This window comes from Streptomyces sp. BBFR51 (assembly GCF_044591655.1).
GTDB lineage: Bacteria > Actinomycetota > Actinomycetes > Streptomycetales > Streptomycetaceae > Streptomyces.
Map to the genome: position 1 here is coordinate 9,180,817 of NZ_CP172448.1, position 12,775 is coordinate 9,193,591.

Consider the following 12,775-nt stretch of genomic DNA (forward strand, 5'->3'; position numbering starts at 1 on the left):
CTACAGCCGCAAGGACGCCGCCACCGGCAGGTGGTCGCTGTCGGTGGCCGGGAGGGTCCAGGCCGATCGCGCCTCCACGCCGCGCAGGAGGATGTGGTCGATCCGGGCCAGCGGGAACGCGGTCGGCCAGGTCAGCCCGAATCCGGCCCCGGCCGCTTCCTGGGCCGAGTGCATCGGGGAGGTGAGGGCGGAAAGGGCCCCGTCGTCCGTGGTGCCGTTGAGGTCGCCCACGAGCAGGGCGCGGGGGAGCGGTTCGGCGCGCAGGGCCGCCGCGAGACGGCCTGCCGCGCGGTCCCGGGCGTCCGTGCCGAAGCCCGACGCGGGGCTGAGCCGGACGGACAGCAGGTGGGCGACGTACACGGCGACCGGACCCTCGGGAGTGCGGACCGTGGCACGCAGGGCGCGCGGCCAGGGGGCGATGTCGACGGTGCGGGTGTCGGTGAGCGGATAGCGGCTCCACAGGCCCACCGTGTCCCGCACCGAGTGGTACGGGTAGTCGGCGGCCAGCGCCTTCTCGTAGACGGAGGAGTCGCCCAGCTCCTCCAGGGCCAGTACGTCGGCGCCCGAGGCGGCCAGGTCACGGGCGGTGCGCCCGGGGCGAGGATTGTGCTCGTTGACGTTGTGCGTCACCACGGTCAGGTCACCGCCGCTCGTCTGCTTGTCGGTCAGCGTCCCGCCGTAGAGCGTGCCCCAGACGAGGGCGGGCAGCAGCACGGCCGCGGCGGCGGTCGCGGAACGGCGGACCGCCGCGCACACGAGGAGCAGCGGCACGACGAGGCCGGTCCAGGGTAGGAAGGTCTCGGTGAGACTGCCGAGATGCCCGGCCCCGTCGGGGACCAGGGAGTGTCCCAGCATCACGAGCGTGGCCAGCAGCGCGACAAGGGCGGTGACCAGGCCGCGGCGGCGGCCGCCGAAGAAACGGCGAGGCGGTCGCGGAGCCGCGGGTTCCGGCGGGGCGGAGGAGTCGAGCACAGTGGTCAATGTCGTCTCACCGGGTTCGGGACGGGGCGCCGGAGGTCGCGGCGGGGTCGGTCGCGGCCACCCGGTGGCGCACCTCCTCCACGAGCACACGGCTGGAGTCGAAGGCGGTTCGCAGACCTTCCTGCGGGTCGGTGCCGGCGCGTTGGTGCAGCACCACGCCGAGGGCGAGATGCCGCCGGCCGCTCCGGTCCGCAACGTCGACCGCCCACATCAGCGCGCCCCCGGCAGGGGTGCTGGAACCGGTCTTGATCCCCGTCACGCCCGGCGTGTTGAGCAGTTCGTTGCTGTTGGGAATCGTACCGGAACCCACCGCGGCGGCGGTGCGGGGCAAGGAGACGACGGACCGGAAGACGTCGTCGCGCATGACCTGCCGCGCCAGCTTCAACTGGTCCGCGGCCGTACTCGTGGTGGTGGGCTCGATACCGCTGGCCCCGGTGTACGTGGTGTGGTCCATGCCGAGGTCGTCGGCGGCGCGGTTCATCCTGGCGACGAACGCCTCCTGCGACCCGGCGTCCCAACGGGCCAGCAGTCGGGCGATGTTGTTGCCCGAGGGTACGAGCATCAGTTCCAGCAGGCGTCGTTGGCCCAGTCGCTGGCCCTGCCGCACCTCGACGGTGGACTCCGCGCCTGAGAAGGACTCGTTCGCGGCCTGCTCGTCGACGGTGACCAGGGGGCCGGACGCGTCGCCGTGCAGTGGGTGGTCGCGCAGGACCACGTACGCCGTCATCACCTTGGTGACGCTGGCGATCGGCACCGGCCGCCGGGGTCCGTGGACGCCCGGGGCACCGCGCGGCCCGAACCCCTCGACCAGGACGGCCGCCTGACCCTCGTCCGGCCAGGTCAGCGATGCGGTGAGTGAGCCCGGTCGTCCGCCGGGTGCGTCGTCGGCGCCGGCGGCGGACGGCGCGTCGTCCGCGGCTCCGCGGGCCACGAGGACGCTCCCGAGGGTGACCAGGGTGAGCAGGGCGGTCGCGCCGGCGCCGAGGAGCGCGGAGCGCCGCCGCAGGCTGTGCGGCAGCCGGGAAGCCGACGGCGGAGCGGGGGAACCGTCACGCTCGCCGGGTTCGGGGACTGGGCGCATGGGAGCACCTCCGAGGGACGCGGTGCGCGCCGTTCGCGCATCTCGGTCACTCTCGGCGAGGGGGATGTCCGCACGGCCGTCGCCGTGCCTCCGCTGCTGCTCTGCCGGTCATCCGTTGTGTATCGGCTCCTGCACAGTGGCCCGACACACCGGGACGTGGCCGGACCGCGCACGGTCAGCCGGCGTCAGTCGGCAGCGGTCGGCAGCCGGAGGGTGGCGACGGCCCCGCCGTCGGGCGCGTTGGTGAACGACAGCGATGCGCCGAGGACCCCGGCCTGGCCCAGCGCGATGGTGAGCCCCAGGCCGTGACCGCGGCCGCGTTCCGGTGCCCCGGTGCGGAACCGCTGGGGGCCCCCGGCCAGGAGCGCGGCCGGAAAGCCGGGACCGTGGTCCCGTACGGTCACCGAGGTGCCGGCGACCGTGACCTCGACGGGCGCGCGACCGTGCTGGTGGGCGTTGACGACGAGGTTGGTGACGATCCGGTCGAGCCGGCGCGGGTCGGTCTCGGCGGACAGGGCGCCCCTTGCGGTGAACCGTGTGTGCAGCCCTGTTCGGTCCAGGGACTCGGAGACCGCCTCGGCCAGCGGCACCCTTCTCGGCTCGGCCCGCTCGGCGCCCGCGTCGAGCCGGGAGATCTCCAGCAGGTCCTCGACCAGGGCCCGCAGCACCCGCACCCGGTCCTGGACCAGGCCGGTCGCCTCCCCCTCGGGGAGCAGTTCGCTCGCGGTGACCAGGCCCATCAGCGGGGTCCGCAGTTCGTGGGCGACGTCCGCGGTGAAGCGCTGTTCGGTCAGCAGCCGCTGGTGCAGGCTGTCGGCCATCGAGTCGACCGTGGCCGAGATGGCGGTGATCTCGTCGTTGCCGCGCCCGGCTCCGGTTCTGGCGGTCAGATCGCCGTCCGTGATCAGGCGTGTGGTGCGCGCCACCCGCCGCAGCCGGCGGTACGGCAGTTCGGCGGCGAGCGCCGACAGGGGGACGACGACGGCCAGGGCGAGAAGAGAGTATTTCCACATGTGCCGGTCCAGGGCACGGCGAGTGAGCAGGTCGGACGTCATGTCGATCTCCGTGGCGACGGGCTCGCCGCCGTAGATGCGCGCCGCCCACATCGAGGGGTGGTCCCCGGCGTCCGGATCCTCATACCAGGTGACCGCGTCGTGGTCCGGCTCCGGTTCCTGCCGGTGGTCGAGCCGGCGCAGCAACTCGTCCGGAAGCTCCCCCGGCACCAGGTGGAGCCCCGGGGGCGGGACGCCGTCCCGCTCGTAGGCCTCCACGTCACCGAGGAGTGCCGCGGTGGCCCTGGCGGCCCCGTCGTTCATCGACCGGGCCCGGGTGCTGGCGTGCACCAGGGTCCCGATGGTCAGCGCGACGGCACAGCAGCACACGGTGACGAGCAGACAGGTCTTCCAGCGCAGTGAACGCCAGTTGAGCAGGTCACGAACGGCATCCACGTCAGCGCCGCAACTTGTAGCCGAACCCGCGCACGGTCTCGACCCGGTCGGCCCCGATCTTCCTCCGCAGCCGCTGCACGCACAGGTCGACCACGCGGCTGTCCCCGTCCCAGCCGTAGTCCCACACGTTGCGCAGCAGGGTCTGCCGGTCGAGCACGGTGCCCGGGTGCGCGGCGAACTCCAGCAGCAGCCGCAGTTCGGTCGGGGCCAGCGCGACGGGCCGGCCCGCCAGCGACACCTCGAGGCCCGCCGTGTCGAGGGTCAGGTCGCCGAAGACCAGCAGGGTTTGCCCGTCGGCACCGGACCGCTCCGGCCGCCCCCGGCCCGCGGCGGGCGGGGCGGCGGGGGTGTAGACCGCCCGCCGCAGCAGCGAGCGGATACGGGCCACCAGAACCGCGGTGTCGACGGGCTTGACGACGTAGTCGTCGGCACCCGCCTCCAGACCGGAGACCACGTCCAGGGCGTCACCGCGCGCGGACATCATCAGCACCGGGTCCATGCTGGTCTCCCTGATCCGCCGGCACAGTCCGATGCCGTCGAGGCCGGGCAGCATCACGTCCAGGAGCAGCAGATCGTGGCGGCCCTCCCGGAACAGCTCCAGTCCGGTCAGACCGTCACCGGCCGACACGACCCGGTAGCCGTAGCGTTCCAGCGCGAGCGTGACGGACCTGCGGATGACCTCGTCGTCCTCGACCAGCAGGATCGTCACGGGCGCCGGGGCGTCCTCCTCGCTCACTGCGCCCAACCTCTCTTCCAGCCGCCCACCGCGGGAATCCCGCAGGGCGGCGCCGACCTCGCACTGCCCGCATTCTGCCTGTCGTGTGTCGTCCCGGGGCATCCGGCAGGGCTCGGCCGTGTATCAGCCGCGTATCGGACCTGCCCTGGGCGCGTGCGCACACGGCCGGGGAGCGGCGGGCGGCGGGCGGCGGGCGGCGGTGGATAGAGTCACGGGGTGGAGATGCCCCGCCTGCTCGACGGCCGGCTCAAGTTCCGGCACCTGGTCCTGATCGACGCGCTCTCGCGCCAGGGGAGCGTCGTCGGCGCCGCCGGCGAACTCCATGTGACACAGCCCGCGGCGACCCGGAGCCTGCACGAGCTGGAGGACATCCTCGGCGTGTCGCTGTTCGAGCGCGGCCCCCGGGGCGTCACCCCCACCGTGTTCGGCGAGGCGTTCACCCGGCACGCACGGGCGGTGCTGGCGCAGTTGACGCAGGCGGGGCGGCATGTGGTGGAGCTGGCCGACGCCGACCGCGGCACCGTGGTCGTCGGCACTCACCTGGCGGGCTCCAACGTCCTGCTGCCGCGCGCCATCGCCGCTCTCAAGAAGGAGCGCCCCTACCTGACCGTGATCGTGCGGGAGGGGTCGCCGGAGGCGCTGCTGCTGGAGCTGGAGGCGGGGCGCGTCGACCTCGTCGTGGGGCGGCTGACCGCGCCCTCCGACGAGCGGATGGAACGCCGCAAGCTCTATGACGAGTCGGTGGAGCCCGTGGTCCGGGCCACGCACCCGCTCGCCGGCCGGGAAGGGGTGGAGCTGGCGGAGCTGGTCGACCACCCGTGGATCCTGCCGGGCGCGGAGACTGTGCTGCGCCGGGAGATCGAGGAACTGTTCGGCCGCCACGGGTTCGCCCTGCCGCTGAACCGGGTGGAGACCACGTCGTTCCTCACCATGCGCCAGCTCCTGCTGGAGACCGACGTCGTCGCGGTGCTGCCCAGCCTGATCGTCCGGGACGACAGCCGCATGGTGCGGCTGTCGGTCCCGCTGGCCCCGATCGGGCACAGCGTCGGGCTGACCAGATCGGCCGCCCGGACGTTGAGCCCCTCTGCCGAGGCCCTCATCCGGAGCCTGGAGACCGTCGCCGGTGACATGGCCGCACCGTCGGCGAGCAGACGGGAATCTGACGACGTGGTCTAGGAAGAGGACAGGCCGAGAAAGCGTTCGGCGTTCTCGTAGCCGATCAGCCGGCGGGCGGCGTCGTCGAGGAACTGGCTCTTGCGGACCACCTGACCGACCGGACGCTCGCCCAGCGGGTACGGGTAGTCGCTGCCCACCATCACCCGCTCCGCGCCCACCGTGTCCACCAGCAGCCGCAGGGCACGCTCGTCGAAGACGACCGAGTCGACGTAGAACCGGCCGAGGTAGTGGGACGGCGGGAACCGCGAGGTGCCGATGACGTCGTTGCGTCCGTGCCAGGCGTTCTCCATGCGGCCCAGCCAGAACGCGAACGAACCGCCGCCGTGCGCGAAGCAGATCTTCAGACGGTCGTCGATGCGGTCGAAGACCCCGCCCAGGATCATGGCCAGGATCGACAGGTGCGTCTCGGCGGGCATCGCCGTCAGCCACTGCGCCATCCAGCGGTCTAGCCGGGCGGAACTGGCCATGTCCCACGGGTGCACGAACACCGGTACGTCCAGCGAGGCGCAGTGCTGGAGGAAGGTGACGACCCCTTCGCTGTCCAGGTCCAGGTCGCCGACGTGGTTGCCGATCTCGACCCCGCGGTGCCCGGCCGCGACGCAGCGTTCCAGCTCGCGGCAGGCCGCGTCCGGGTCCTGCAACGGCACCTGGCAGAACGGGATCAGCCGGTCCGGTGCGGGCTCGACGATCTCCAGAGCCAGGTCGTTGAAGATCCGCGCGATGTTCGCCGCCTCCTGGCCGCTTCGCCCGTAGCTGAAGAAGGCCGGCGTCGGGGAGACGACCTGGGTGCGCACGCCGTCCGCGTCCATGTCCCGCAGGCGGACCTCGGCGTCCCAGCAGTCCGAGCGGATCCGCCGGAACTCCTTGGTCCCCATCATGATCATCGCGTCCGACTCGGTCTCGAACCGCAGCCACGGTGCGTCCGGCCCGCCGTCGGCTCTCAGGTCGGGCCAGCCCCGGGGCACGTAGTGGGTGTGGATGTCGATCACTCGGTCCACCGGTCAGCCCTTCCCCGGGTGGAGCGCGCCGCACTCGCGGCAGACCCGGGCCCGCTCGTCCTCGTAGAACGCGGTGAAGACCGGCGGCAGGTCCTTGACGATGTCCCTGACCTGGAGCTCGGTCCCGTGGATCAGGGCGGAGCAGTTCAGGCAGTACCACTGGAACCGCTCCAGGGTGCCCTCCTCGCGGACCCGCTCGATGACCAGACCGATCGAGTCGGGGTCGGGGCGCTGCGGGGAGTGCGGGACGTTGCCGGGCAGCAGCCAGGCCTGGCCCTCCTTGATGTGCACGGTCCGCGGCCCGTCCCCGGTCATGAGGTTGACGTGCATGTCGCCCTTGACCTGGTAGAACCACTCCTCGTACGGCTCCTGGTGGAAGTCCGTGCGCTGGTTGGGGCCGCCCACGATCTGGACGATGAAGTCGTCGCCGAGGAACATGGTGCGGTTGTTCACCGGCGGCTTGAGCAGGTGCGCGTGCTCGTCGATCCAACCCTGGAAGTCGATGACCTCGGGAATGTCGGTCATGAGACCACCTCCGTGCTGTGCGATGCGGATGTACTGGGGTTGCCCGCGGCTCGGGACGTCCGGGGCAGGTGGGCGACGGCCTGGATCTCGATCAGCAGGTGTGGGTGCGGCAGTTGGTGCACCGCGACCGTCGTGCGGGCCGGGCCCCGCTCGTCGAAGAACTCGCCGTAGACCTCGTTGTATCCGCCGAAGTCGTTCATCGACACCAGGTACGAAGTGACCTGGGCGACGTCGTGGAGTTCGGCGCCCACCTCGGCGAGCATGTCCCGGATGTTCTCGATCACCGCGCGTGTCTGCGCGCGGATGTCGAGGTTCGTGGTGCCCATGGCGTCGGCCTCGGCGCCCACGAACGTGTTGTCGGGCCGGCGTGAACTCGTGCCGGACACGAAGACCAGGTCGCCGACGACCTTCAGGTGGGGGAAGCGGCCGCGCGGGACGGCCCGTCCCCGGAGAACACGTGCGTCGCTCATCCGACGACCCTCACTTCCACCGTGCCGAGCCCCGCGACCTCGCAGGCGGTGACGCCGGCGGTCAGCGGCACGGCGGCGGTCGCCGCACCGGCGAGCACCACCTGCCCGGCCCGCAGCGGGATGGACCGGCGCCGGCACATGTCCAGCAGCGCGTGCAGGGCGCGCACCGGGTCGCCGAGGATCGCGGCGGTCGAGCCGACCGTCTCCGCCTGGCCGCTCACCAGCCGCACCGCCCGGTTGGGCACGCTCTGAAGGGGCCGCCAGGAACCGATCACGTAGGCGGAGGCCGACGTGTTGTCCGCGACGACGTCCTCGTAGGTGAACCGGAAGTCCCGGTAGCGGGAGTCGATGATCTCCATGGCGGGGGCGAGGGCGTCCACGCACGACTCGATGTCCGTCGCGGGGTCGTCCATGTCCACGTCGCGGCAGATCCGGTATGCCACCTCGGGCTCCACCTTCGGGTGGATGAACCGCCCGAGGTCGAGGTCGCCGCCGTTCGCGACCCGCATCGCGTCGGTGAGCCGCCCGACGATCACGTCGGACACCCCCATCTGGGCCATCTTGGCCTTGCTGGTGAAGCCCAGCTTGACCCCGGTGACCCGCTCGCCGCGCGCCTCGCGGCGGGCCAGCAGCGCCGCCTGGATCGCGTACGCCTCGCCGATGTCGAACCGGTGCGTGTCGGCGAGGCTCGGTGTGTCGGTGCGCATCGTCTGCGCGGTGTCGAGCCGCTCCGCGAGAGCCTCCACGGTCCTTGCCGTGCTCATGCGGCGCTCCCTTCCGTGCCGGCCCCGTCTCGCGCGGCCAGGTCCAGTGCGATGTCGACGATCATGTCCTCCTGGCCGCCGACCAGTTGACGGCGTCCGACCTCCATCAGGATCCGCCGGGTGTCGACCCCGTAGCGCAGGGACGCCCGTTCGGCGTGCAGCAGGAAGCTGGAGTACACCCCGGCGTAGCCGAGGGTCAGCGTCTCGCGGTCCACCCGCACCGGGCGCTCGCGCAGCGGGCGGACGACGTCGTCGGCGGCGTCCTGGAGGGCGAACAGGTCGCAGCCGTGCTCCCAGCCCAGCAGGTCCGCGACCGCGACGAACGGTTCCGCCGGGCAGTTGCCCGCCCCGGCGCCCTGACCGGCCAGGGCCACGTCGACGCGGTACGCGCCGTGCTCGACGGCGGCCACACTGTTGGCGACCGAGAGCGAGAGGTTCTCGTGGGCGTGGATGCCGATCTGCGTGCTCTCGTCCAGCACCTGGCGGTAGGCGTCGATCCGCTCCGTGACGTCGCGCGTCGTCAGCCGCCCGCCGGAGTCGGTGACGTACACGCAGTGCGCGCCGTAGGACTCCATCAGCGCCGCCTGCTCGGCCAGGCGTGCGGGGGAGTTGAGGTGGCTCATCATCAGGAAGCCCGACACGTCCATGCCGTGCTCCCTGGCCCAGGCGATGTGCTGCGCGCTCACGTCGGCCTCGGTGCAGTGGGTGGCGACGCGGACGCTGCGCACCCCGAGGTCGTGGGCGCGGCGCAGGTGCTCGATGGTGCCGATGCCGGGAAGCAGCAGGGTGGTCAGCTTCGCGTGCTCCAGGACCTCCGCGGCGGCCTCGATCCACTCCTCGTCGCTGTGGGCGCCGAAGCCGTAGTTGGCGCTCGATCCGCCGAGCCCGTCGCCGTGCGCGACCTCGATGGCCGCGACGCCCGCCCTGTCGAGCGCGGCGACGATCCGGCGCACCTGGTCGAGGGAGTACATGTGCCCCATGGCGTGCATGCCGTCCCGCAGGGTCACGTCCTGTACGTAGATCTTCACGCGTCCACCCATCCTCGGAGTACGGCGATCCGCTCCGCGGTCCTGACCGCGGCGGAGGTCATGATGTCCAGGTTTCCGGCGTAGTCGGGCAGGTAGTGGCCCGCGCCCAGCACCTCCAGGAACACCGAGACCCGCACTCCGGTGATCCGGCGGCCCAGCGCCGGGACCATGACGTCCTCTACGGGGTCGAACTGCACGTCCTGCTTGAGCCGGTAGCCGGGGACGTACTCCCGGACGTCGGCGGCCATCTCCCGTACGGAGCCGGCGATCCGCTCCCGCGTCCCCGCGTCCACCGCGCCCTCGACGAGGCAGTACACGGTGTCGCGCATGACGAGGGGCGGCTCGGCCGGGTTGAGGACGATGATCGCCTTGCCCACCGCGGCGCCGCCGACGACGCGGATGGCCTCGCCGGTGGTCTCGGTGAACTCGTCGATGTTCGCCCGGGTGCCGGGACCGGCCGACCTCGACGCGATGGACGCGACGATCTCGCCGTAGGCGACCGGGGCGATCCGGGAGACGGCGGCGACGACGGGGATGGTCGCCTGGCCGCCGCAGGTCACCATGTTGACGTTCGGCGCGTCCAGATGCTCCTCCAGGTTGACCGGGGGAACGACGAAGGGGCCGAGTGCGGCCGGGGTCAGGTCGATCATCAGCTTGCCGTGGTGCCGGGCTATCTCGGCGTTGCGGACGTGGGCCTTGGCGGAGGTCGCGTCGAATATCACCTTGATGCCGGCGAACTCGTCCATCTCCACGAGGCCGTCGATGCCGCCCGCGGTGGTGGCGACCTTGAGACGTCCGGCCCGGGCGAGACCGTCGGACGCCGGGTCGATACCGGCCATGGCACCCATCCGCAGGGTCTTGGAAAGCCGCATCACCTTGATCATCAGGTCGGTGCCGATGTGGCCGGAGCCGATGACGGCGACGGGGACCATGCCGGTGCCGGTGCCGGTGCCGGTGCGGGCGAGGGTGCCGGTCGCGGTCGCGGTCGCGGGCGGGTGCGTGCCGCCCGGTCCGGTGGTTGCTGGACTCACTTGGTTCCCTCCTCGACGACTGCTTCCACTTCTCCCAGCCCGTCCAGCTCCAGCCGGAACCGCCCCGGTCCCTCGACCGGGACCATCGGGCCGAGCGCACCGGACATCACCACGTCCCCGGCGGCCAACGGCTGCTCGCGCCGGACCAGTTCGCGGGCCAGCCAGGCCACCGCGACGACCGGTGAGCCGAGGCAGGCGTGCCCCGCGCCGTGGGCGACCGCCTCGCCGTCCCGGCGCAGCGTCATGCCGACCCGGGCCAGATCCAGGCCCGCGACCGGGTACGGGGTGGTGCCGAGGACCACCGCGCCGCTGGACGCGTTGTCGGCCACGGTGTCGGTGATGGCCAGGTCCCAGCCCGCGATCCGGGAGTCGACGATCTCGATGGCGGGCAGCACGAACTCGGTGGCCCGCAGCACGTCGGCGACGGACGCGCCGGGCCGGTCGAGATCACGGCCGAGGACGAACGCGATCTCGCCCTCCGCGCGCGGCTGGAGGAACCGGGCGAGCGGCAGCGGCTCGGTGTGCGCGTACAGCATGTCGTCGTGGAGCACGCCGAAGTCCGGCTGGAAGACACCGAACTGCTGCTGTACGACGGGGGCGGTGAGCCCGATCTTGGCGCCCGCCCGGCGCGCGCCGGCCGCGACGCGCGCCCGGGCCACGCGGCGCTGCACCTCGTAGGCGGCGTCGATGTCGTTCGCACCGAGGTGCTGGCGGACCGGGGCACAGGGGGTGCGGGTGGCGGCCGCGGTGGTGAGCAGTTCGACGGCGGCCTCGACGGGGTCACCGGACACGGCACTCAGGGGACGGCCGGGGGCGTGGGGGTTCGGGAGTTCGTTCACAGCTGTACGCACACGTTCGTCGGCTCGGTGTAGAAGTGCAGGGACGACTCGCCGCCCTCGCGCCCGATGCCGGAGAGCCCGACACCGCCGAAGGGGGAGCGCAGGTCGCGCAGGAACCAGGTGTTGACCCAGGCCATGCCGACGTTCATCGCCTGCGCCACACGGTGGCCGCGACGCAGGTCGTTGGTCCACACGGAGGCGGCGAGGCCGTAGTCGGTGTCGTTGGCCAGGTCGATCGCCTGCGCCTCGGTGTCGAAGGGGATGAGGGCGGCCACCGGGCCGAAGATCTCCTCGCGTACGACACGGTCGGCGTTGGTCAGCCCGGTCCACAGGGTGGGCTCGATCCAGGACCCGCCGTCGAGGCCCGCGCCCAGGGCCGGTACGTGACCGCCGGTGAGGACGGTGGCGCCGGCCTGTTCGGCCAGGTCGAAGTAGCCCAGCACTTTGTCGCGGTGGGCGTGGGAGATCAGTGGCCCGGTGGTGGTCGCCTCGGACAGCGGGTCTCCGAGCCGCAGGCGTTCGGCGCGTTCCACGAGTCCACTCGCGATGTCGTCGAAGACGGACCGCTGTACGTAGACCCGCTCGGTGCACAGGCAGACCTGCCCGGTGTTGGTGAACACCGACTTGCTCAGCCCGGTCACCGCTTCGTCCACGTCCACGTCGTCGAAGACGATCGCGGCGTTCTTTCCGCCGAGTTCGAAGGAGACCGGCCGCACTCGCGGCGCGACGGTCCTCATGACCTGCGACCCGGTGGCGGACGATCCGGTGAAGGTCACCCCGTCGATCCCGGGGTGGGCCGTCAGGTACTCGCCGGCGGAGCCCCCGCCGAAGCCGTGGACGACGTTGTACACCCCGGCCGGCAGGCCCACCTCGGCGAGTACCTCGGCGAGCAGGGTGGCCGTGCCCGGCGTCTCCTCGCTCGGCTTGACGACCACGGCGTTGCCGCAGGCCAGTGCCGGAGCGATCTTCCAGGTCAGCAGGAGGAGCGGCAGGTTCCACGGCACGACGACCGCGACCACGCCCAGGGGCTTGCGGACCGCGTAGTTGAGGGCCCGCTTCCCGCCGGCCAGGTCGGTCAGGAACGACTCCTGACCCGCCGCGGCGACCACGTCGGCGAAGGCGCGGAAGTTCGCGACGGCGCGGGCGACGTCGAGTTCCCGTGCCTGGGTGACGGGTTTGCCCGTGTCGGCGATCTCGGCGGCGACGAACTCCTCGAACCGCTCCTCGATCCGGTCGGCCGCCCGGCGCAGCAGTTCGGTGCGCTCACGCACCGCCGTGTCGGCCCACCCCGCGCGCAGCGAGCGCCGTGCCGCCGTCACCGCACGGTCCACCAGCGCCTCGTCCGCCTCGTGGACGCGGGCGTGGACGAGACCGGTGGCCGGATTGATCTTGTCGAAGCCGCGGTCGCCATCGGGGCCGTCATCGGGGCCGTCATCGGGGTCGACGAACCGTCCGTCCACGAAGTTGCGGATCCACCGCCCAGTTTCTGCCGTCATGCCTCTCACTGTGGGAGGCGCGGCCATGCCCGACAAATTAACTTCTCGTCCACTCGTATGCCAGATTTGGTATATCCGACCTTCAGGTCGTGGCTGAAATCGAGCTATGTCCAAACTGGTATGACGCAGCGTGCATTCGGCATTTGTGCGTCATGTCTCAGCGGGCCAGGATCCACCGTTAACGCGTCACCGAGTGATAGGT

Annotated in this window: 13 protein-coding genes; 1 reads left to right on the forward strand and 12 read right to left on the reverse strand. The window is 71.9% G+C overall.

The features are described from left to right. The 4 genes from ACGH7X_RS41405 to cseB form a co-directional block, all read right to left on the reverse strand. Positions 1 to 894, reverse strand: a complete 894-nt coding sequence (locus ACGH7X_RS41405) for an endonuclease/exonuclease/phosphatase family protein (RefSeq protein WP_399897729.1) — start codon at positions 892 to 894, stop codon at positions 1 to 3. A 94-nt stretch (positions 895 to 988) separates the two neighbouring features. After that, positions 989 to 2,062, reverse strand: a complete 1,074-nt coding sequence (locus ACGH7X_RS41410; protein ID WP_399896447.1) for a D-alanyl-D-alanine carboxypeptidase family protein — start codon at positions 2,060 to 2,062, stop codon at positions 989 to 991. A gap of 185 nt (positions 2,063 to 2,247) precedes the next feature. Continuing rightward, entirely contained in the window at positions 2,248 to 3,510 is a 1,263-nt protein-coding gene (locus ACGH7X_RS41415; protein WP_399896450.1) for a sensor histidine kinase, read from the reverse strand. Position 3,511: 1 nt separating this feature from the next. Next, complete coding sequence (gene cseB / locus ACGH7X_RS41420) at positions 3,512 to 4,219, reverse strand: two-component system response regulator CseB (RefSeq protein ID WP_399897732.1); 708 nt, start codon at positions 4,217 to 4,219, stop codon at positions 3,512 to 3,514. Between the two features lie 243 nt (positions 4,220 to 4,462). On the opposite strand from cseB, the gene ACGH7X_RS41425 reads away from it, so the two are divergent. Then, positions 4,463 to 5,422, forward strand: a complete 960-nt coding sequence (locus ACGH7X_RS41425; RefSeq protein WP_399896453.1) for a LysR substrate-binding domain-containing protein — start codon at positions 4,463 to 4,465, stop codon at positions 5,420 to 5,422. Here the strand turns inward: ACGH7X_RS41425 and ACGH7X_RS41430 are convergent. The 8 genes from ACGH7X_RS41430 to ACGH7X_RS41465 all read right to left on the reverse strand — a co-directional run bounded on the left by ACGH7X_RS41430 (position 5,419) and on the right by ACGH7X_RS41465 (position 12,573). After that, on the reverse strand, positions 5,419 to 6,420 hold the full coding sequence (locus ACGH7X_RS41430) for an amidohydrolase family protein (protein WP_399896456.1): 1,002 nt from the start codon (positions 6,418 to 6,420) through the stop codon (positions 5,419 to 5,421). The two genes, ACGH7X_RS41425 and ACGH7X_RS41430, sit on opposite strands and share 4 nt — an antisense overlap. A 3-nt stretch (positions 6,421 to 6,423) precedes the next feature. After that, positions 6,424 to 6,945 carry a 3-hydroxyanthranilate 3,4-dioxygenase gene (locus ACGH7X_RS41435; protein ID WP_399896459.1) on the reverse strand — a complete coding sequence of 174 codons (522 nt, stop codon included), beginning with the start codon at positions 6,943 to 6,945 and terminating at the stop codon, positions 6,424 to 6,426. Next, complete coding sequence (locus ACGH7X_RS41440) at positions 6,942 to 7,415, reverse strand: RidA family protein (protein ID WP_399896462.1); 474 nt, start codon at positions 7,413 to 7,415, stop codon at positions 6,942 to 6,944. Before ACGH7X_RS41440 ends, ACGH7X_RS41435 begins: the two co-directional genes overlap by 4 nt. Next, positions 7,412 to 8,179 (reverse strand): 2-keto-4-pentenoate hydratase, encoded by a 768-nt coding sequence (locus ACGH7X_RS41445; RefSeq protein WP_399896465.1) that lies wholly within the window; start codon positions 8,177 to 8,179, stop codon positions 7,412 to 7,414. Before ACGH7X_RS41445 ends, ACGH7X_RS41440 begins: the two co-directional genes overlap by 4 nt. Then, on the reverse strand, positions 8,176 to 9,207 hold the full coding sequence (dmpG, locus tag ACGH7X_RS41450; RefSeq protein WP_399896467.1) for a 4-hydroxy-2-oxovalerate aldolase: 1,032 nt from the start codon (positions 9,205 to 9,207) through the stop codon (positions 8,176 to 8,178). Before dmpG ends, ACGH7X_RS41445 begins: the two co-directional genes overlap by 4 nt. Continuing rightward, on the reverse strand, positions 9,204 to 10,139 hold the full coding sequence (locus ACGH7X_RS41455) for an acetaldehyde dehydrogenase (acetylating) (RefSeq protein ID WP_399897735.1): 936 nt from the start codon (positions 10,137 to 10,139) through the stop codon (positions 9,204 to 9,206). The genes dmpG and ACGH7X_RS41455 overlap by 4 nt, the downstream gene beginning before the upstream one ends. Before the next feature lie 95 nt (positions 10,140 to 10,234). Beyond that, a complete protein-coding gene (locus ACGH7X_RS41460; RefSeq protein ID WP_399896470.1) occupies positions 10,235 to 11,029 on the reverse strand; it encodes a 2-keto-4-pentenoate hydratase in 795 nt (264 codons plus the stop codon). Positions 11,030 to 11,073: 44 nt separating this feature from the next. Next, a complete protein-coding gene (locus tag ACGH7X_RS41465) occupies positions 11,074 to 12,573 on the reverse strand; it encodes a 2-hydroxymuconic semialdehyde dehydrogenase (RefSeq protein ID WP_399896473.1) in 1,500 nt (499 codons plus the stop codon). Positions 12,574 to 12,775: the final 202 nt, after the last annotated feature.